The following is a 20223-nucleotide window of genomic DNA, read 5'->3' on the forward strand; positions in this document are numbered from 1 at the left end:
TGAGTCGTGTCACAGGAACAGGGGGTTTGAATGAAAACCGCGAAATGGATTTCGCTGTTCCTGTTGTTTGTATGTTCTCATGGATGGGCTGTTCAATATCAATCTTCAACTTATTCTGAAAAATTGGCAGTGAAGAAAAATCCATTGAAAGGGCTGAGCTTGGTGGTTCCAGGATTCGTGGTTCACGGAGTGAAACCATCGGAAGCGGCCTCCGCCAATATGCCACGCAAAATCGATGGCAATGGTAGCACTGTGATGACACCTGGATTTGGCTTGGAATATGTCTACCAGGATGGGTTGATGTTGTTGGGTGCCGTGGTGAAAGATTGCTATGACAATCTTGCCGGCACATTGCAGATCGGTGAAATGTTTCAGGTTTCCGACAGAACCCAGTGGGGACTCACATTTGGAGTTTATGCGCGCCAAACACCAACTCGTTGTTCAGTGAATTCGAACGGACGACAAAGCACGACGGAATGCTATGACATTGATGGCTACCGTATGAAATTTTTGACCTCAGTGAATGGTCATTCTGTGGACATTATTCCGACACCGTTTTTTCACTTTTCTACAGCTATTTTTAAGTCCCGCGACTTCCGAATTGATTTTAAGGTGATGAGCAATGTTGTTCTAAATGAATTCGGGTTTGCATTTCCATTTTGAACCAGCGACTCCATGTAATGAGTCAATGTGTCGTTTCGCATTGGAAATACGCAATAAGAAGAGATTCGTTCAATGTTTTGTTAAGATAGAGGAGTGAAATTTCATAGCACGATCTCCTTCTTGTTATTGTCCTTAGCGAGTCTTACGGCTGTTGCCAAGGATTTAGACGTCCATGTTTTTTATTGGAGTACGCGTATTGAAGCTCAAGTTTCGATGCGCCGTGGCCTCGAGGAAGAAATTAAAAAGTACAATCAAACTGCCGCCCGAAGCATCAACCTGATCCCGCACGTGGCGGGCGAAGGGCGTTTGGGAGTTTCCAATCAAATTCATCAATTGGAAAGTGCCATTGAAGCCAATCCGGATGCATTGATCGTTCAGCCCACAGATATATCCACCGTCAGTCGCGCAGTTCAAGATGCGGGACTCAAGAAAATACCGGTCTTCACTTTCGATCAGTTTATTTTAAACGCAAAAGTTCAATCCTATGTATCAAGCGATAATTATCAAGCGGGATGGAACAACGGAATTTATATCGAAAGTCTTTTCCCCAGAGGACAAGAAATAAAAATCGTGCTGTTTGAATACACGCGCGTTTCTGCCGGGATCAATCGCATCGATGGATTTTTTGATGCTCTTCGCAGCCGTAACCGAAAATTCGTGGTGCTAAAGCGCTATGAGTCCGTGGATCCTGTAAGTGCCTCCGACGCCGTCACCTCTATGCTGAAAGAGTTTCCTAAAAAACGCAGCATTGATTTGGTTTTCACGGTGAATGATGGCGCTGGCAATACGGTCGTCGAAAAACTTTGGAACAAAGGCAGAAAAGAAATTCTCCACGCGACCATCGACGGAGACCCTGTGGCTGTGGGTAATATCAAAGACCATCGTTTGACGGTGATCGACTCGGCTCAATTTTGTGGAGAAATGGGGCGCGAAATTGCCAGACAGGTAATTGCGTATTTTTCTGCAAAACCTGTGGTGCCGAAGTTATTAATTCCGACTTTTCCAGTGACTCGGGAAACTCTCGCTCAATTTAAAGGATGGTTGTCAGTACCGCTTGCACCGCCAAAAAGTTTTTCTGATCCGCGTTCTATTGAACCCATGGCTTCGTTAGCCAAGGACATGGGCAATGTGACGATTCGTATTGGGATGGCGGCTCACTGTCCTTATCTTTGTGATAAGGGTGGAGATCAATGGACAGGGTATGTGTATGATATTCTGAAAGACCTCGCCGCTAAGAATAAGTTTCAACTTAAAATCGTGAATCTGCGCAACAAGGACCTTACAACCGCTTTGAAAGACAAGAAGGTGGATTTCGCGGTTTTACCCAGTTATCTGGTTCGCTATCAGCCGGGATTTGAAATTGCTCTGACCAAATTGGGTGTCAGCTATACTGGTGCTCTTTTTACTCCGGGAGTAAAATTGCGATTGGTGGATAAAAACTCTTTGGAAAATATGCGTGTGGCCTTTGCCACTCTGGGACAGGAATCAGATTTCAGTCTGGATCCAGAAGAGTATAAAAAGTCGATCAAACTTGAAGGCGTGGAAGTCGCTGATAAAGTCATCAAAGTGATCGGTGAGCGTCGCGTGGATGTGGCTTTGGGAGATTACAACGTGATTCGCTACACTCTGCTACGCCGACAACTTTTGAATCTGGAGCTGCAGGCGACGTCGCTGACGGGATTTAACACTTTGAGTTTAGTTTCCAATGCCGGCGATACAGCGCACGCGGATTTGCCGATCAGACTACAGAAGTGGTTTGCCGACGCACGAAGCTCCGACAAGCTCCATAAGATCTTAATCAGATATAATCTCAATGATTGGTCAGAATTCGAATACTAGATTACTTTGCCGGGATTCATGATGTTATCAGGATCAAATACTTTTTTGATCCCTTTCATCAATTCAATCTCGGCATTAGAGCGTGTATAGTTTAAGAATGACTTCTTAGTCAGACCTACACCGTGCTCGGCACTGATCGAGCCCTGATACTTTTTAACCGCATCAAAAACCATCACGTCGACCTTGCGACATTCTTTGACGAAGTCTTCTTTGCTCATGCCATCAGGGCGCAAGATATTGATATGCAAATTGCCATCACCAATATGACCGAACCATACAACTTCCCAAGTAGGGTAAGCTCCAGCTAAAACTTTATCCAAATCCACCATGAACGGCGGAACTTTGGAGATAGCGACAGAGATATCGTTTTTATAAGGAGAATATTTAGCTAACGACTCAGAGATATCTTCACGGTATCTCCAGAACGTCGAAGCCTGCGTGTCGGATTGAGAAATCACGCCGTCAATAACCCAGCCGTCTTCAGCGCATTGGCCGAAAACTTCCAACGCCTTTTCTTCGTCGTTTTCAGAGCGGATTTCCACTTCTGCCAAGACATAGAATGAAGCAGAGGTCTCAAGCGGAGCTGGCAAGCCTGTGTTCGCAAGAACTTTTGCCAATGCTTTGTCTGAAAACATCTCAAACGCCACAAGTGATGTCTGAGTTTTAAATTTGCCAAAAATTTTCATTACCGCTTCAAGGCCGCTGACTGCCATCACCAAAACTTTCATTGGTGGTGGGGCAGGGGCCAGGCGAATTGTCGCCTCGGTGATAAAGCCAAGAGTTCCTTCAGCACCGATGAACAAATGGCGAAGGTCATAACCCGTCGCATTTTTCACCAGGCCATTATTCAGATCCAAGATTTCGCCCGTGCCAGTCACAACTTTAAGACCCGCCACCCAGTCACGAGTCAAACCGTAACGAACAACTTTGATACCGCCCGCATTGGTAGAAATGTTTCCACCCATTTGCGAAGAACCTGTTGCAGCGAAATCCACCGGATAGAAAAGATTTTTAGAATGAGCGAACTCTTGCAGAGTTTCCGTCACCACACCCGCTTGGATGACCACTGTCTGATCAACAGCACTGAAGTCCATGATCTTGTTCATTTGATCAAAGGAAACAACTACCTCACCTTGAGTTGCCACCGCAGCACCGGATAAACCTGTGCGACCTCCTGAGGGAACCAAGGCGATTTTATTTTTGCGTGCCCATTTTACCAGGGATGCCACATCTTCAGTTGTGTGAGGAAATACGATGGCTGTAGCCTTGATGTCGAAATAAGTCGTCCAGTCTTTGCCCCAGTATTTTAAACTTTCCTCGTCAGTTTTGATTTGGTCTTTTTTTAGAAAGCTATCAAGTTCGAGGAGAGCTGGTGACATGCTGTAATCCTATTCCTGGTCGTGAACGGGTCGGTAAAAATCTTTCAGTGTTCTTATTCTAAAGAATGCGTAGATAGGACACAAGCCCCAAGCCGCAGTGAACAGACCGTAAATACCGATGTAAGTCCAGAAAGGACCACCGGCGAAAGCGTAGGCGGTCAAGCCTACGCCAATTAGAAACCTAAGGACTCGATCCCAGACAGCGACATTACATCTCATGTTGAGTCTCCTTTGCCTTAGGCTTCGGCGGGACAGGGACTACTTAAGTAGATCCTGCAATTCGCCAGATTGGTACATTTCCATCATAATGTCAGAACCGCCAACAAGTTGGTGGTTAATGTACAATTGAGGGATAGTCGGCCAGTTGCCGTACTCTTTGATACCAGAACGAATTTCTTCGTCTTCAAGTACGTTCACATCGTGAAACTGTACGCCGATATCCTGAAGAATCGCGCAAGCACGTGCAGAAAAACCGCACATTGGAAATTGTTGAGTGCCTTTCATGAAAAGCACAACTTTGTTACCCTTAACGATGCCGTCAATTTTTTGTAGAGTTGGAGACATAAAAACCTCTTATTGAATAATTATCTTAAACGATTTTTGTTTTGATGGAGAGTGCGTGCACTTCACCAGTTTTCAATTCTGGTCCAAAGCAAGCCATCACTTGTTGGTGTTGCTGGATTCTTGTTAAGCCCGCGAATTTTGAGCTTTCCACATAAACTTCCCAATGATCTTGAGTTCCAGTCAGATCGAAAATCTCGATCTTACAATTAGGGTAAGTCTCTTCGAGGCGTTTTTGCATTTGTTCTTGAGTCATAGAGCAGGAACCTACCAGAGGCTTCCTTCCAAGTCCAGTGGCGCTTCGCCAGATCGGTTGGCTCTTCGTTGCTTCTCGTCGGCGTACGAGGAGTACGCCTTCCTCGGCGCGCCTCGATCCAACCGATCTTGCTGTGCGCATGTGGTTTTTGGGTATGGGGAAAGGGGATGGGGACCCGAGGGGAGTGGTTTTTTGGGGTGTGGCGGTGGGGCTTGTTTGACTTGATGCGGCGGTGTAGGATGGGAGGCCTATGTTTGGACATTCTCAGAGGCTTATTAAGATCTTTTCTTTGATTCTGCTTACGATGCTTTTTTATGCGGTGGCGCGGGCGGAGTTTATGGTTTGGAATTGGAATTTATTTCATTCTAAGTCGGTGGGGGATATTTTTTGGGCGTTCTTTGTGGGGATGCGTTTTGATTTGTCGGCGGCGTTTTGTGGTGTTGCGCCGGTTTTGCTTTTAAGTTTCTTTCCTTGGCCCGTTCGCTGGAATCCTTTGTGGGAGAAGGTAACTTGGGGGCTTTTCTGTTTAATCAATGTTCCGTTTTTGATTCTGAATTTGGTGGATACAGAGTTTATTAACTTTGTTGGCCGCCGCTTTACCTATGACACGATTTTTATTTTGAATGAAGCTCAAGGCAAGATGCTGAACTTTGTCGGCAGCTATTGGCTTTTGTTTTTGATCAATACGTTCATTGTCGCGGCCTTTATGCTTCTGGCATGGAAACTTGTCCATCGTTCGGGGAAAGTACACTGGCAAAATCATTGGCAAGCCTGGAGTGCCCATAGCGCGATGGTATTTATTGCGCTGGCTTTTGCTGTGGTGGGTATCCGCGGGGGATTTCAGCGTAAGCCGATCAACTTTGTGAATGCCAATGTGTTCACCGCACCTTTGTTGAACAATCTGGTTTTGAATTCCACTTTCACGTTTATCAAAAGCTATGGGGCTAAAGAAATAAAGCATGAAAAGTATTTTGCTGATCGTGAAGACATGCTGAAGCTTTTGAATGGTTCCCGGGTCGGTTCCAGTCTGGATAGACAGGGCAGACCCGCACCTCCGCAAAATATCGTCATCATCATGCTGGAAAGTTTTGGTTCGGAGTATCTGGGACCGGTGGATGGAGAAACTCGTACACCGTTTCTGGATTCTTTGATGAAAAAGTCCCTGGTATTCGAGCATGCCTACGCCAATGGACGCCGCTCGATCGAAGGTGTGGCGGCAGTCATGGCGGGCATTCCTGCTTTGATGAGCGAACCCTTTATTTCTTCTCATTTTACTTCGAATTATTTTCTGGGCTTGGGAACTTTGCTTGCGGATAAGAAATACTCCACCAGCTTTTTCCACGGTGGCCACAACGGAACGATGTACTTTGATTCTTTCATGCAAAGTGCCGGTGTTGAAAAATACTATGGTTCAACCGAATACGGAAACGCTGCCGACGATGATGGAGTGTGGGGTATCTGGGATGAGCCGTTCCTGCAGTGGATGCTGACGAAAGTAAATGGTTTTAAACAACCATTTATGACTTCTGTGTTCACGTTGAGTTCGCATCAACCGTTTAAAGTTCCAGCGAAATATGTGGATACCTTTAAAGAAGGTCGCATTCCAATTTTGAAAACCATTTCCTATACGGATATGGCGTTGGAAAAGTTTTTTACGGAAGCTGCAAAGCAGCCATGGTTCAAAAACACTTTGTTTGTGATCACAGCGGATCACACATCTTTGCATTACCTTCCGGAATACACGAATGAAGTCGGGGATTACAAAGTTCCGTTGTTCTTTTATCATCCAACATACAAATTCCCAAAAGTCGACACCAACATGGTCGTGCAGCAGATTGATATTTTACCGACGCTTTTGGATTTCTTAAAAATCCCCCAAAAAGAAACGAACTACATGGGAAGCTCTATCTTTGTTAGTGGCGACAAGGTCGCGGTGACGTTCAACGACGGCGTTTATCAGCTTTTAGCGAACGATTACCGCTTGCGCTGGGTTCTGGGTAGCAGTGAGCCCGAGATGTTTAGCATCAACGACAGAAACGGCGATAAGGCCCTGACAGAGCCCGCTGCCCGTAAGGCCGAACTGATTCAAAAACTAAAAGCTAATATTCAGTATTTCAACGAAGGCATGTGGGACAATAAATTGTATTATCCCACTCCCGCACGATAACTAAGCGGATTTTTTTTGAAAGGCCGAGCGTTGCATCTCGACGATGGCGCTCATGATGGCGAATTCGCTGGCGTTGGCGATGTGATTGAATTCCAAACCAATGACCATGTCGTCGCCTTGCACGCGCAAGTTTTTGACGAAGCCTTGCACGGGAATGGGATCGCGTTCGCCAATAAAGATAACTGCTTCCACACGGTCATCCAGACGCAAAGTCGGCATATCGGCTGTCAGCAGTACAGCACAACCCTCTGTGGAAACATCCAGCAGACGGCATGTTGTGTTTGATTGCTGTTGATTCAAAGTCGCGATCATGCAATCCGCTTGGAAACCCGTCGGTAGGGTGTAGCGGAAGTTTTTTCTTCTTTGCAAATGAAACAAGTCTTTAATCGTTAGGTTCACGCCGCCCTCGAAAGGAATCGCCGTGGCTTCGAACATGTATTTTTCGTTGTTCACGCGGAAATAGCACGTCAGCACTTTGTTGAACGAGAATTTGAAACTCCCGCCATCCGTTAAAATGCATTGGATCTGGCCTAAGTCATTCATGGAAATGGCATGCACATGCTCAGACTCGTCTTCGTTGCCTTTCAAAAGGATATCCCCTTCGATAGCAGTCAGTTGCTCGAAAAGATATTTTCGCTGCTCCTGATTATTGACGGCTTTAAAAACAACCACAGGTCCCATGATTATGCCGCGCTGACCAGTTTATGGCCGCACTCTCCACAGAATTTAGCTCCGGCTACCACTTCAGATTTACACTGAGGGCACTCGGGGCCATTAGATTTCTTTTTAGGTTTCTCTTCTTTTTCATTCAGATCAACGTAACCACGCTCGTTCCATTTATCGATCTCGCGAAGCATTTTCCAGCTTTGCAACATGGAACGGAATTCTTTGATTTCGAATTGCAAAAGAACGCCTGCGCCCACCGTACGGCGCTTCATAAAGATCCCTTTGCCTTCCAGGCGAGTGAAGTGATCGTTATTCAAAGCAAAGCCCAATTCGTTAGTACAGTATTCAGAAAATTTAGCGAATTCCACACTGGTCACACCAAAACGGTCGACTTCAGGGGAATCACCAGTCACTTTCAAAAGACCATCCAGCAAGTTCAAACACACTTCGTCTACACGAAGAAGTTCAGACTTACCCGCACCTTTGAAATAGTAATATTGGAAGAATTCAAAGAAAGCTTCAACCAGCCCCAAATCCAAAAAGTGAACTTTTTGGATTTCGTCTGCACCCTCTGGATTGTCAGCAGGTTTGCCCATTTCATACAAAGCCAGTTTTTGCTTTACCAAAATGTTGATCACTTGCTCGACACGTTTTGGACTCTCGGCAAATACGCGTTGAGCGTATTGCTTCATCATCATCCATTCCACAACCACACGGCCAGGAAGAACGTTTTTGTCGCCTTTATGATTTGCTGTATGGAAAACCGCACCGAAGGCTTTTGCCACTTGGTCTTCAGGACACGGCGAAGAGTCTTTTTCAAGCTTTGAAGAACGCACTTCATTCACGCCCATGCGCAAACGCTCTGCCAGTGATTTGATGATCACTTTCAACATTTGCGGAGCACCTTCATAAAGTTGCTTTAAAGTATCAACCGGGATTTCTAAAACTTTCGTTTCAGCAGTAGCAATGGCTGCGGTTGGATGAGTTTGCGCACCCAAAATGACCTGGTCGCCAAGGAAATGAGAAGGACCCAGTTGGAAGAACTCCACGTTCTTTTTCCCACGGATCAAGCATTGCGAAGCACCGCCTGATTGGATCAGGTAAACCGATGTGATTTTGTCGCCATCCTTAAAGATGACTTCGCCTTTTTTAAAGCTTTTTACGGACATAGCTCACTCCTCAAAAAGTTTTCTCAAAAAAGTTATCGGCTTAAAAAGCCCATAAATTGAGGCAACTAAGGAGTGGCTTTGGTCCAGTTTCTAGCGCAATGATCGCGCGCAAGGATTGGTCATCAGTTCGTTCCCTAACTGAAGCATCACGATTTGTCCTCGACCATCATGGACGAAGCGAATCCAGTGACTCAATCGATCTGAAAGTTGAATTTTGATGTCTTCACCTATCCCAGACCACTCATTTTCGACCTTTTTTAGGCCATATTTCGCACCCATTGGGATCTTAAAATGGGTGGTTTTGCCGCCCAATTTCGAAGAATCATAGTCGACTTCGATAAATTCGACCCATTCTGAACCGCTGGAGAACTTGCGAACTTCTCTGCCAGGGTGGACTTTCAGGGTGCAGGAAAGATGGTTGGCCAGTCGATTTCCCAGTGTTTTAGAGACGAAATCGAACATTTCGCGATCCAGGATTTTATCGGTAGAGGGGTCATCATTTATCATGGGAATGATTTCTTCAGAGTGGGCCGAGAGGGAAAATAGCAGACAAAGCAGGGCTAAAAGAGTGGTTAGCTTCATTAAGGTCCTCCACCGCAGAATATAAGAAGGCCTCTGGTGTCTGTCGAGATCAGAAAATTTATAGGATCTATAAGGAAATGACCCTGTTGGGTTGCTGTCAGACACGGTTTCCGCTATAAATGCCCCCATGGAATACTTCTTTAGCGCGGCCCCCGAGGTCCACCAAAAAAAGGAAAAAGCGAAAGCTCGCGAGCTTCGTCAAAGCCAATGGTGGCGTCAGGAATTGGGCAAAGGCCTTTGCTATCACTGCGGAGAGAAATTCAAGGCTGCAGAGCTGACGATGGATCACTTGATTCCTATCGCTCGCGGGGGGAAATCCACTAAGAATAACTGTGTTCCTTCCTGTAAGGACTGCAACAGTAAAAAGGGTTATAAAACCCGCGCTGAAATGGCTATGGAAGAGTTGAAAGCGTCTTCTCAGTCAGCCGATGTTTCTACAGAGGAAGTCGTCGCAGGGACGACTGAAGCCTCTGAATCAGAAGACTAAATCTATCTTTTTACCATCTCGGGATTTTTGTTTCGAATTAAAGTCATCGCACCTGAAAAAACACCCTTTTTCCATAGCGGAATCAGCCATTCCATTTCGGCGATACAAAGCAGTTTTTCCAACGTCGCTTTTTCTTTAATAACATTCGTTCCCAGGCCCGGCGCCATGCGAACAGGCATCTTTTGCCCATAGAATTCCATCACTTTTTCGACCATTTTTTCGTGCTCCCCAGGGGCTCTTTCGTACAGGTGATACCATTTGCGGCAGCACAGGTCCTCGAATGTATAGGTGGTGGTCTCTAAGAGATTAAAAGTACGGAACAATTGCACGTGATTTAACGAGTACATTTCAATCATTAAATCAGGGGCATTATCAATCAAGGCAAGGTCTTCGGGAGTGATAGTCATTCCCAGCACGTCCAGCGCCGTCATTACCATCAGACGATTGTCATTTAAAGAACCATTTAGCTCACGCACGCGAGAGCAGATCTCCGCATACAAACGCAGATTTTCAACCACGGCCATTTGCTCTTCGTTAGACAGCTGCGTGAAGTGGGGGAGTTGAGGATCGGTATACGCACGAAAGAGAATTCCTTCATCTTCAATCAACTCCGAGATGATCTGGGAATAATAGCGAAATGGCGCGGTAGAGCTCATGGAAATATTATGGCTTTACAAACTGAGGAATGGAATCAGGATTCCAATTAATTACGACAGTTAAAACCGCGTCCAGAGATTGGTTTTTAAAGACCGGAATTAGCCACTTTGTTTCCGTCAGATAAATAAGATGCTCCAAGGTGTCTTTTTCGACAATTCTCATCGGGCCGGCATCTGCTGGTTTACGAACGGGTTCTGTTTGCATAAAGAACTCTGTCGCTGCCTGAATGATTTTATTTTGGTCTTCAGTCGGTCGTTCATAAAGATGGTACCACTGACGACAGCACAGATCTTCGAACGTATAACTGCTGGATTCAAAGATGTTTAAAGAGCGGAACAAGTGCATTCCGTTTTTATTATAAATCTCGATAAAGTGTTTATCTTCAATCAGGTTTAAATCCTGAGGATGTGCAGTCATCCCCGAAACGTGTAAAAAAGTTTCTACCATCAGGCGATTGTCAGTGAGAGTGCGGTGATGCTCTTTAACGTTCACGCAGGCCAGGACATAAAGCTTTACGCGGGCGATAACGTCCCATTGTTCGTCGGGAGTCAGGCGGCTGAAGTGAATAAGATTGGGATTTGCATAAGGTCGGATAAAAATCCCCTCATCCTCAATCAATTCAGAAAATGATTCGGCTAGCCGTTTAAAGACGGCAAGCGGAGAGTCGCTGCTTGTCATAGTCGCCTGCATTCCAAAAACGTACCCGAGTTGCGCAAGTAAACGAATGTTAATAGAGGCGGTCATGTATTCAATCAAGGCATATTACATATGTTCGCCTCGCATTTAAAACTACGTCGCGCAGTGTTGAGCCTTTGGTCTTGATTTGTCCACCCGCGTTGAGACTAAGCTATCAAAGTCATTGCATTAAAATTCGTTAACATCGTTATAAGGACTAAGCGACTGTGAGCAAAATTACCAAAAGTAGTACAGCTGAATATTTTGCTAAAAACCTCCAGCAAGTCGGGTTCTCGTCTCCTTTAAAAGCCGTTTTGACGACTTTGAAAGAAGCCGTAGACAACTCGTTGGATGCTTGTGAATCTTCCGGCATTTTACCTGATTTGTTAGTAGAGATTTCTAAAGTTGGATCTGGTTCAACTAAAAATACTGATTTAATTCGCATCGTTGTCGAAGACAACGGTCCCGGAATCGAAGCCGAAGATTTGGCGAAGGTTTACGGGGAATATCTTGCCTCTTCAAAGTTCGGTCGCGGTCAATGTTCACGTGGACAACAAGGTATCGGTATCTCTGCAGCCACAACATGGGCTCAGATGACCAATGCACGTGGTGTGAGCGTTACTTCTAAGACTAAAAAAATGCGTAAAGCCGTGTCTGCTCAGGTGGACGTGGACATCAAATCCAACACGGGCCTTGTGAAAAACAAGGAAACGACGGATTGGGATCGCGATCATGGAACTCGTGTTGAATTCATCCTGGATGGACGTATTCAATTGAACGGTGACGGTGGTATTTTGACTTACATTGAGGGTACTATTTTGGTGAATCCTCATATGACAATCACGTACAAATTGAACGAAGGCGACTTTGTTACTGTCACTCGTGTAAGTACCGAAGTTCCTAAAGTTCCCGAGGCTTCCTTGCCTCATCCGCACACGTTTAAATTGGGTGAATTTATCACTCATTCTACACTATTCGGTAAAACGACTTTGTCTAAGTTCTTGAAGACTGGTTTCTCTCGTATTTCAGATCAATCTATCTCTGATTTCGTGAAAAAAGGTCTTCCAAAAAACCTTCTTGAAAAGCCTTTGACGGCATTGTCTGAAGAAGACTTCAAAAAGGTCTTCCAAGCGGTTCAAAATACAGATTTGATGGCCCCTTCAACGAAGTCAGTTTTGACTGTTGGTGAAGAAGCCCTTTCTAAATCTATCACTCGTTTGGGTGAGATCGACTTCTTTGCTGTTGTGACTCGCAAACCGACTATTTGTGACTTTAAACCAGTGGTTGTCGAAGTAGCGCTAGCGCGTTTCAAAGACCGCAATCAGCAAAACGATTCTCCGGTAACACTTCTTCGTTTCGCCAACCGTGTACCACTTCAGTTCGATAAATCTGGATGTGCGATCACGTGGGCGATCGAATCTGTGAACTGGAAAACGTATGGTTTGGCTCAACCTAAAGACTCTTTGCCACTAGGTCCTTATATTTTCGCGATTTCTATCGTTTCTCCGTTCATCAAGTTTAAGAATGCCTCGAAAGAAACTATCGATGCATCTGAAGAGTTGGTGGCAGAGATTCGCTTGGCACTGATCCAGGCAGGTCAAAAACTTTCTCGTCACATCAAAAAAGAAGTGAAAGAAGCAGACCTTGAAAGAAAATTGGCTCATATCGAACAATTCGGTCCGATCCTTGTAGAAGGTTTGGCGAGAATTATCAATGCACCAGAGTCTCGTAAGAAAAAAGCTGAAGAAGGTTTGAAAAAACTTTTGGGCCGTGATTCTGAAGAGGCAATTGCAGACCTGGAAGCAGCAGAATCCAAGCTTTTGGCACAAAAACAGCGCGAAAAGAAAAAAGGGATTGATCATGGCGATGAAGAGGAAATCGATGTGATTTCAGCTGACGACATCCATGAAGAGGCAGCTCAAGGAACTAAAAAAACTACGACTAAAAAGGCCGTTGGCACTCAAAAAGCCGTAGCTACGACTAAGAAAACGACTGGGAAAAAAGCGTAATGGCAAAATTACTTAGCGTTCGCGAACTGAAAATTGATATTCCTAAAGAAGCCCGCATCTTGGCAGACAAGATGTTGAAGGATCTTGAGTCTTCAAAACGTCCAGTTTTGGAAGCTGTTAAGACTTCATTGGACAACTCTTTGTATAATTCCAAAGTGGGTTACTTAACTCCGGGTGATAAAGTTGTTCGTACGGAACTGAACGTTTCGTCGGTACAAAAACTGGCTCGTGTGGTCTTCGTTTTGGAAATTCTATTGGGCAACTTGGAAATTGGCTCTGTAAATACAAAGCGTGAGCTTTATTACATGTGCAAAGGCTTGATCAAAGGGAACTCTCGTTTGAAACCGTTGGATTTCGATGATCAATCTGAATCAGATTCTATCATCGACTTTATCGGTGACATGCTTGAAGTGTACCGTGAGGAATTGAATTGTTTCGCCAATGATCGCGGTGGACAAACTTATTCTCAACAATTGGTTGTGACTGAAACTTTGAATGATGGGGATAAAGCCGTTGTCGATCTTTCGACTTTGGGTACGTCTCCATTCCAACCGAAAAATAAACCACAAGCTTTGAAGTTGAAGGCGAAAAAGAAAATCGACTTCTGCCTGATCGTTGAATCTGAAGGTACGGCGAATACGCTGGTTTCAATGGGTTTCACGAAACGTAATAACTGTATCGTGATGGGTGCTCAAGGGGTTCCATCGAATGGTGTACGTGGTTGGTCAAAATTGATTCAAGACGAACTTGATGTTCCGATGTACTTCTTCGGAGATCTCGATGCGTACACAATGCAAAACATCTTCCGTACATTGAAAGCGGGTTCTGCGGCATCTTTGATCCGTAACTCTCACTTCTCTGCACCGAATGTTAAATTCCTGGGTGTACTGCCAGAAGACGTTAAGAAGTATGATCTTCCTCACTACAAAGTGAAAGAATCCGATCCTGCTGAAGCCCGCGCTTTGAAAAAAGCGAAAGACGCTTTGGAAAACGATCCTTTCTTCCTGGATAAAAAGAACAAAAACTTGGCAGATATCCTGCGCTGGTTGATCAAAGAAAAGATTCGTTGCGAGCAACAATCATTCTTCTCGGTGGATCCAAAAGATCCAATCAAGACAGAAAAACTGATCTTGGAAAAAATTAAACGCGGTTCTTACGTTTAATATCAAAGGCAACCTCCGGGTTGCCTTTTTTTTAGGAGAAGAAAGATGTTTCGTGTTTTTGTTGCTTCTGTGTTGCTCAGTTCGCAGATTGCGTGTGCTCACCAGTCTCAAGATTTTGCCAAGACTCCACCGGTCCCTTATGAGGGCGAAATTTTAGATTTTTATTCAACCAAGGATCCTTACGGAGAGTTTTCTAATTTTGCGGCGTATCCGGTTTTTGTGGATGGGGAGTGGTGGAAGACTTCCGAGCATTACTATCAGGCACACAAGTATGACCAACCGGAATTGATCAAGTGGGTGCAAGAGGCTGATACTCCCATGGAGGCTGCTAAACGTGGTCGCGATGGAACTATTCCTAAGAGGGCCGATTGGGACCTGCGCAAAGACGGGTTTATGGAAAAAGCGGTTCTGGATAAATTCACTCGTCATGAAGAATTGAAAGTTCTTTTGCTTTCCACTGGGAAGGCTCGTCTTTTTGAGCACACCAAGAATGATTGTTATTGGGGAGACTGTGGCGATCGTACAGGTAAGAACAAACTGGGTCTTTTACTCGAGCGCATTCGTCAGGATTTAAAAATTCAGTAGAGTGATGCAGCATCACTACCCAAAGTGTTCCCTTGGCCTAAAATGTTAGACGGAGGGAAAATGAAACTTAAAATTTACTTTTTGCTGGGATTGTCTTTGATATTGAGCGCCTGTGCTTCGAACCAGGAAAAGCAGGAATTGAAAAATCCACTGGAGGTTTTGAACGGCCAAACCTACAACGCCCGCGAAGACTCACAATTGGGTGGCATTCCCGTCACTGGAACTAAAAACAAAGTGACGCGCATCCACGGTGTGATCCTTCAAGGCGAAGGTGTCACAGCGACTCCCGTTAAATTTATTTCTGTAAGATTGCTGGATGATGACGGTGTGACGATTGCCAATGCGACGTCAGACATCAAAGGTGCGTTTGTTCTTTCGGGTATTTTCTTTAACGGTCACTACATTGTTGAAATCACTTCCAAGAAATTCAAAGGTGCCACTCGCGTGTATGTGAATCGGTACGAACAAGAGATCACGATTCAAGCAACGCCCGTTAAATAACTAACTGTGACGCGCTATTGCTACCAAAAGCGCGTCCGTACCCTAAGATAGACCTATGAAGAACTGCGTTTATTTATTTGTAAGCCTCACAGTTGCGATGATCTTGGGATCTTGTGCTCACGAAGACGAGCAAAAGCCTCAGGACCTTGCGACCGATCATTTTGAAGTTTCCCAACAAGGTGGAGACGATAAACTGGTGCGTTCTTCTGGCGTCAACGGCATCACGGAGCAGGTTGTTCTCAATGGAGTTCTGCGCGTGCGTGGCGTGAGTCAAAAATACATGAATGGTGTTGTTGTTCACCTGATTGATCGCGACGCCACGATTTATGCCCGCGGGCGTGCGGCCTCCGACGGTTCTTTTCAGCTTTCGGGAAATATTCCTAAAGGTTTCTATCTGATCAAAGTCATTGATCGCAGATTCAAAGGCGAGTTGCCAGTTCATTTGAACGGGATCGAGCTTAAAAACCTCACGGTTCCCGTTCAAACTGTAATTCGTTAAAACCGGCCTTAGCGGCGCGCTGAGGGCGGAAGTTCTCCGGGCCCATAGATGATGCCCTGGAAGTTTTTGCACAAGTAGACATAGAATGTGCGCGCGTGAATGCCATGACGGAAGGTCATCAGCTTATCGCGGTTACAGCTGTCGAATTTTGCATACTCCAACGGATCACGGTCGTATTTTTCAGTAGTGACGACAATCGCGTCTTGGCCTTCCATGTTTTTCATTTCTTCCACAGGCTGCATCACGGTGTAATTGCTGACTGTGGAATTCAACATGTAGATCTTTTCCTTCGAGCCCCAAGTTGTCTGCGCAGTCGTCTCGTAACGGAGTGCCGCTAGGAATGGACGATGTCCTGACTCTGCATGAATCTCGCGTTGACGACGTTTTATGAAGCGACCCAGATCTTCCCAACCAGTAAACTCATTTGAGAAATCATAAGTGGTTTGCCATTCCGCTTTTGGGGCAAAGAAATGAAATGCTTTCGGAACCCACGGATACGCAAACGGCGTGTAAGCGATCAGAGCCAGTGGAATAAAGAACGCCAAGATTCCGTATGTGAATACTTTGCTGCGAGTCTTTATGATCTGTTTCTGCCCCCACATAAGGCCTTGTGACCAGATAAAACCAGCGCCCATCAAAAGTAAAGTGTAAGCGGCCCCTGGCCAGTGCGGTTTGTAGTCAGCAAAGAACGGTTGTGGATAAAACACTGCGATCGACGGCACTGTCATGCAGAATAGGAATCTCCAGCGAGCTTCCGCGCGTTTTATGATGGAATTGATAAAGGCCATCACGATCAGCACATACAAGAATGGCGTGCAGAACAAAAGTTGGGCTGCAAACCAGCCACCCCAGCGACTGACTTTGAATGTGTCTCCGCTGTGACGATCGTGGAATTGATAACGGAAACCCGGCCAGTCATGAAGATGGTTCCACCAGAAAATCGGTGTGCACAGAACAGTCGCAATTAAAAAGCCCACCCACGGCCATGGAGAAAGCAGGTCTTTGCGGCGATTTGGTGTCATCAGCAAATACAAACCAAAACCTGGAGCAATCAAAGCGATGATGAATTTGGAATTTAATCCCAAGCCCATGATCACACCCAGCCACAGCCAAGTTTTTTTCGTGGACCAACGTTGATCATCCTCGCGCACGCCTTGCCAGAATACATAAGCGGCAGCAACGAACGCTAAAGCGAAGGGAGGTTCCGGAGAAGCCACATATCCACCAAAGCCCCAGAACGGGGACCATAGCATCACAAAGCCGACAAAGATCGCAGCCCAGTCATCGAAAAGATCGCGAGTGAGTTTGTACAAAAGAACAATGGTCGCAGTAAAGCACAAGAAGCCTGGCAATCGCACGCCCAGTTGATTATCGCCAAACAACGAAGTCGTGATCGCCTCTAGCCACGCAATCATTCCAGGATGATCGAAATAGGATAGCTGCAAATCTTTAGCCCAAGACCAGTGGTAAGCCTCATCATCAATCAAGCCAATGCTTAGACTAAAGAAGGCCCTGAAAAACAGAGTCAGAATGAAAAGGATAAGAACTTTTTGTTGAGTGGATCTTTGCTTCCAATATTCAGCAATCACAGAGTTATTCTCCAGGTTTTACGGAAGTCATTTTGTTAAACATCTGTCGTAGCCCTTCGGCGTGGGTCATGGCAATAATTCCCCTCGATGAAGCTGCGTGTAAAGTGCTATCTTCATGGCATGAGAATCAGAACGTTTTTATGGCTTCTTAACCTGGGGTTCCTTGTGGGCTGCGCAGGAACTTTTAAGTACTACGATCCAAATCTTCCCCACCATGGGAAGACGGGATTTTTAAATAATTATGACAACTCGCCGAAGCCAAGCGTGATGAAGTGGTATTGGCAGCGATTGACCACGGACTTCCCAGAGGAAGACCCCGCCGGAGCCCCGATGGTACCGGTCCATCTTGAGGCTTTGAAAAATCCTCGGGGATTGACACTCACATGGTTGGGGCATTCTTCGGTGCTCATACAAATGGATGGCATGAATGTCCTGACGGATCCGGTTTTTTCGGAGAGAGCTTCTCCGGTGTCTTTTGCCGGTCCGAAGCGCTATGGGAGTTTGCCCTTGTCCGTCAATGAGCTCCCGGCGATCGATGTTGTCGTTGTTTCCCACGGTCATTACGATCATCTGGATTTAAATTCTCTAAAAGCGATTTTCGATTTGAACGGGGGGCGCACGCGTTTCCTGGTTCCCCTGGGAGATAAAGCTTTGCTGGAAAGCGAAGGCATTCGTAATGTACAGGAGATGGATTGGTGGGAGAGTTTCCAGGTGGGGAAACTGAAGGTGACCTTCACTCCGGCGCAGCATTGGTCTGCACGCTCGCTTTTTGAGCGTAACGAGACCCTGTGGGGAGGATGGATGATCACGGGGCCCTCGCGTCAGGTCCTCTATACCGGAGATACGGGCTATTCTAAAGATTTTCAGGACATCTATCAGCGCCTAGGTGCGGTGGATGTTGCTCTTATTCCAATTGGTGCCTATTCTCCTCGCTGGTTCATGAAGCAGCTGCACGTCGACACCGATGAAGCGGTACAGATTCATCGGGATTTACATGCTAAGGTGTCGCTGCCGGTTCACTGGGGTACTTTTAAACTCAGTGACGAGTTGATGACTGAACCTCCGGAAAAATTGCGGGAATCTTTGCAGAAAGCAAAACTTCCTTTTTCAGTTTTTCCGGTGATGAAACGTGGCGAAACCTTCCACTTTGAAGACGCCGTTGTAAACAGGGGATTTAAAAATGAGTCAGTACAGAATTGAACATGATCTTTTGGGCGAAAAGCAAGTTCCTGCGAATGCATACTATGGCATTCATACTTTGCGCGCGATGGAAAATTTTGAAATCTCTGGATTGAAAATTGGTCAGGATGAACTTTTCGTGCGCGCTTTGGCTTTGGTTAAAAAAGCAACGGCGATGGCGAACGGAGAGCTTGGCACTATTCCCAAAGACGTTTCAAAAACTATTGTTGAAGCTTGTGATGTTATTTTGAAAGACCCGGTTAAATGGGGCCCGCAATTTCCTTCGGATGTTTTCCAGGGTGGAGCGGGGACTTCCGTGAACATGAATGCTAATGAAGTGATCGCCAATGTGGCGCTGGAACTTCGTGGTTTGCCTAAGGGTGATTACAAAACAATTCACCCGAATGATCACGTGAACAAATGCCAATCGACGAATGACGCTTATCCAACGGCGTTCCGCGTGGCTTTGTACGAGCACATCAGTGTCGCTGTGAAAGCGGTCGATGTCTTGGCAGAGGCCTTTGATAAAAAAGGCAAAGAGTTCTCAAAAGTTTTGAAAATGGGTCGTACTCAATTGCAAGACGCGGTTCCCATGTCTTTGGGACAAGAGTTCAATGCCTTTGCGACTTTGCTTAAGGAAGACAGCCGTTTGCTTAAGACAGTTCAGAAATTTATCCTGGAAGTAAACTTGGGTGCCACGGCTATCGGTACTGGTGTCAATGCTCCTGAAGGTTACTCGGCATTGGCAGTCAAAAAGTTGGCAGAGGTGACGGGTTATCCGTTCATTATTTCTGAAGACTTGATTGAAGCGACCAGTGATTGCGGTGCTTACGTTATCATTTCGGCAGCGTTGAAGCGCACAGCTGTGAAACTTTCTAAAATCTGTAATGACTTGCGTTTGCTAAGCTCGGGTCCGCGTGCGGGCTTGAAAGAAATCAATTTGCCAGAGTTACAAGCGGGATCCTCGATCATGCCGGCAAAGGTAAATCCAGTGATTCCTGAAGTTGTGAACCAAGTGGCGTTCAAAGTGATCGGCAATGATTTGACCGTGACCTTGGCAGCCGAGGCGGGACAATTGCAATTAAACGTAATGGAGCCAGTGATCGCTTCCAGCATGTTTGAGTCGATCCAGTTGCTGACGCAAGCTTGTTACACTTTGAAAAACAAATGTGTCGACGGCATCACTGCGAATGCAGATCGCTGCCGAGAAAACGTGATGAACTCCATCGGTATCGTAACATACTTGGATCCAATCATCGGTCACGCCGAAGGTGACCTGATCGGGAAAATCTGCGCGCAAACCGGTAAAAACGTGGCCGAGGTTGCACTTGAGCGCGGTGTTGTCACGCAAGCCCAATTGGACGAAATCTTCTCGACCGAGAATTTGCTAAATCCGAAGTACATGGGCAAAAAGCATTAATGGTTAATTTCGAAATTCGCCGCGCGGCTCACGGTGATGAGCCGCACATCGCGAAAGTTCACAAACCCGAAACGCTGGGCTTGTGTGGTCGTGGTGTAGAGGCTCCATCGTCGGCTTTATCCTGTTCGTTTTTCCACGCGACGACGATCGTGACTCTTACATCGAATTAGGTGCGAT

General features: G+C 45.8%; 22 protein-coding genes. 12 read left to right on the top strand and 10 right to left on the bottom strand.

Annotation, left to right across the window (positions count from 1 at the left end; translation table 11 throughout):
• Window positions 1–30 precede the first annotated feature (30 nt).
• Both HW988_RS04440 and HW988_RS04445 read left to right on the top strand, forming a co-directional pair.
• On the top strand, window positions 31–663 hold the full coding sequence (locus HW988_RS04440; RefSeq protein WP_181606384.1) for a hypothetical protein: 633 nt from the start codon (window positions 31–33) through the stop codon (window positions 661–663).
• Between the two features lie 93 nt (window positions 664–756).
• A complete protein-coding gene (locus HW988_RS04445) occupies window positions 757–2502 on the top strand; it encodes a substrate-binding domain-containing protein (RefSeq protein ID WP_181606385.1) in 1746 nt (581 codons plus the stop codon).
• Here HW988_RS04445 and HW988_RS04450 read toward each other — a convergent pair.
• From HW988_RS04450 to HW988_RS04465, 4 genes are read right to left on the bottom strand one after another with little or no spacing between them, the layout of a single operon-like run.
• A complete protein-coding gene (locus HW988_RS04450; protein ID WP_181606386.1) occupies window positions 2499–3881 on the bottom strand; it encodes an FAD-binding oxidoreductase in 1383 nt (460 codons plus the stop codon). The genes HW988_RS04445 and HW988_RS04450 overlap by 4 nt on opposite strands.
• Before the next feature lie 9 nt (window positions 3882–3890).
• Complete coding sequence (locus tag HW988_RS04455; protein WP_142699214.1) at window positions 3891–4100, bottom strand: DUF2892 domain-containing protein; 210 nt, start codon at window positions 4098–4100, stop codon at window positions 3891–3893.
• A gap of 39 nt (window positions 4101–4139) precedes the next feature.
• On the bottom strand, window positions 4140–4445 hold the full coding sequence (gene grxD, locus HW988_RS04460) for a Grx4 family monothiol glutaredoxin (protein WP_142699215.1): 306 nt from the start codon (window positions 4443–4445) through the stop codon (window positions 4140–4142).
• A 25-nt stretch (window positions 4446–4470) separates the two neighbouring features.
• Window positions 4471–4698, bottom strand: a complete 228-nt coding sequence (locus tag HW988_RS04465) for a BolA/IbaG family iron-sulfur metabolism protein (protein WP_142699216.1) — start codon at window positions 4696–4698, stop codon at window positions 4471–4473.
• A gap of 250 nt (window positions 4699–4948) precedes the next feature.
• Between HW988_RS04465 and HW988_RS04470 the strand changes: the two genes are divergently transcribed.
• Window positions 4949–6865, top strand: a complete 1917-nt coding sequence (locus tag HW988_RS04470; RefSeq protein ID WP_181606387.1) for an LTA synthase family protein — start codon at window positions 4949–4951, stop codon at window positions 6863–6865.
• On the opposite strand, the gene HW988_RS04475 is transcribed toward HW988_RS04470, so the two are convergent.
• The 3 genes from HW988_RS04475 to HW988_RS04485 form a co-directional block, all read right to left on the bottom strand.
• Window positions 6866–7546 carry a PilZ domain-containing protein gene (locus HW988_RS04475; RefSeq protein ID WP_220128794.1) on the bottom strand — a complete coding sequence of 227 codons (681 nt, stop codon included), beginning with the start codon at window positions 7544–7546 and terminating at the stop codon, window positions 6866–6868. It lies immediately after the preceding gene.
• Window positions 7547–7548: 2 nt separating this feature from the next.
• A complete protein-coding gene (locus tag HW988_RS04480; RefSeq protein ID WP_142699219.1) occupies window positions 7549–8700 on the bottom strand; it encodes a cyclic nucleotide-binding domain-containing protein in 1152 nt (383 codons plus the stop codon).
• Window positions 8701–8790: 90 nt separating this feature from the next.
• A complete protein-coding gene (locus HW988_RS04485) occupies window positions 8791–9282 on the bottom strand; it encodes a hypothetical protein (RefSeq protein ID WP_181606389.1) in 492 nt (163 codons plus the stop codon).
• Between the two features lie 127 nt (window positions 9283–9409).
• Between HW988_RS04485 and HW988_RS04490 the strand changes: the two genes are divergently transcribed.
• Window positions 9410–9769, top strand: coding sequence for an HNH endonuclease (locus tag HW988_RS04490; RefSeq protein WP_181606390.1), 360 nt, complete (start codon window positions 9410–9412; stop codon window positions 9767–9769).
• Window positions 9770–9771: 2 nt separating this feature from the next.
• On the opposite strand, the gene HW988_RS04495 is transcribed toward HW988_RS04490, so the two are convergent.
• Window positions 9772–10425 (bottom strand): hypothetical protein, encoded by a 654-nt coding sequence (locus HW988_RS04495; protein WP_181606391.1) that lies wholly within the window; start codon window positions 10423–10425, stop codon window positions 9772–9774.
• Between the two features lie 7 nt (window positions 10426–10432).
• Window positions 10433–11170 carry a hypothetical protein gene (locus tag HW988_RS04500; protein WP_181606392.1) on the bottom strand — a complete coding sequence of 246 codons (738 nt, stop codon included), beginning with the start codon at window positions 11168–11170 and terminating at the stop codon, window positions 10433–10435.
• Between the two features lie 158 nt (window positions 11171–11328).
• Here HW988_RS04500 and HW988_RS04505 point away from each other — a divergent pair, with 158 nt between their 5' ends.
• Genes HW988_RS04505 through HW988_RS04525 form a run of 5 tightly spaced genes read left to right on the top strand, consistent with a single transcriptional unit; the run spans window position 11329 to window position 15858 of the window.
• Window positions 11329–13110: a DNA topoisomerase VI subunit B gene (locus HW988_RS04505; RefSeq protein WP_181606393.1), complete on the top strand. Its 1782-nt coding sequence runs from the start codon at window positions 11329–11331 to the stop codon at window positions 13108–13110.
• A complete protein-coding gene (locus HW988_RS04510) occupies window positions 13110–14273 on the top strand; it encodes a DNA topoisomerase VI (protein WP_181606394.1) in 1164 nt (387 codons plus the stop codon). The genes HW988_RS04505 and HW988_RS04510 overlap by 1 nt, the downstream gene beginning before the upstream one ends.
• A 45-nt stretch (window positions 14274–14318) precedes the next feature.
• The gene (locus tag HW988_RS04515) at window positions 14319–14858 is read left to right on the top strand and encodes an NADAR family protein (RefSeq protein ID WP_181606395.1); all 540 of its coding nucleotides are present in this window, start codon (window positions 14319–14321) and stop codon (window positions 14856–14858) included.
• A 60-nt stretch (window positions 14859–14918) separates the two neighbouring features.
• Complete coding sequence (locus HW988_RS04520) at window positions 14919–15359, top strand: carboxypeptidase regulatory-like domain-containing protein (protein WP_181606396.1); 441 nt, start codon at window positions 14919–14921, stop codon at window positions 15357–15359.
• A gap of 55 nt (window positions 15360–15414) precedes the next feature.
• Complete coding sequence (locus tag HW988_RS04525; RefSeq protein WP_181606397.1) at window positions 15415–15858, top strand: hypothetical protein; 444 nt, start codon at window positions 15415–15417, stop codon at window positions 15856–15858.
• A gap of 8 nt (window positions 15859–15866) precedes the next feature.
• On the opposite strand, the gene HW988_RS04530 is transcribed toward HW988_RS04525, so the two are convergent.
• Complete coding sequence (locus HW988_RS04530) at window positions 15867–17447, bottom strand: glycosyltransferase family 39 protein (protein WP_255490200.1); 1581 nt, start codon at window positions 17445–17447, stop codon at window positions 15867–15869.
• A 120-nt stretch (window positions 17448–17567) separates the two neighbouring features.
• On the opposite strand from HW988_RS04530, the gene HW988_RS04535 reads away from it, so the two are divergent.
• From HW988_RS04535 to HW988_RS04545, 3 genes are read left to right on the top strand one after another with little or no spacing between them, the layout of a single operon-like run.
• Window positions 17568–18647, top strand: coding sequence for an MBL fold metallo-hydrolase (locus tag HW988_RS04535; protein ID WP_181606398.1), 1080 nt, complete (start codon window positions 17568–17570; stop codon window positions 18645–18647).
• Complete coding sequence (gene aspA / locus HW988_RS04540; protein ID WP_181606399.1) at window positions 18628–20046, top strand: aspartate ammonia-lyase; 1419 nt, start codon at window positions 18628–18630, stop codon at window positions 20044–20046. The genes HW988_RS04535 and aspA overlap by 20 nt, the downstream gene beginning before the upstream one ends.
• Entirely contained in the window at window positions 20046–20216 is a 171-nt protein-coding gene (locus HW988_RS04545; protein WP_181606400.1) for a hypothetical protein, read from the top strand. The genes aspA and HW988_RS04545 overlap by 1 nt, the downstream gene beginning before the upstream one ends.
• Window positions 20217–20223: the final 7 nt, after the last annotated feature.

Source organism: Bdellovibrio sp. KM01, assembly GCF_013752535.1.
GTDB lineage: Bacteria > Bdellovibrionota > Bdellovibrionia > Bdellovibrionales > Bdellovibrionaceae > Bdellovibrio.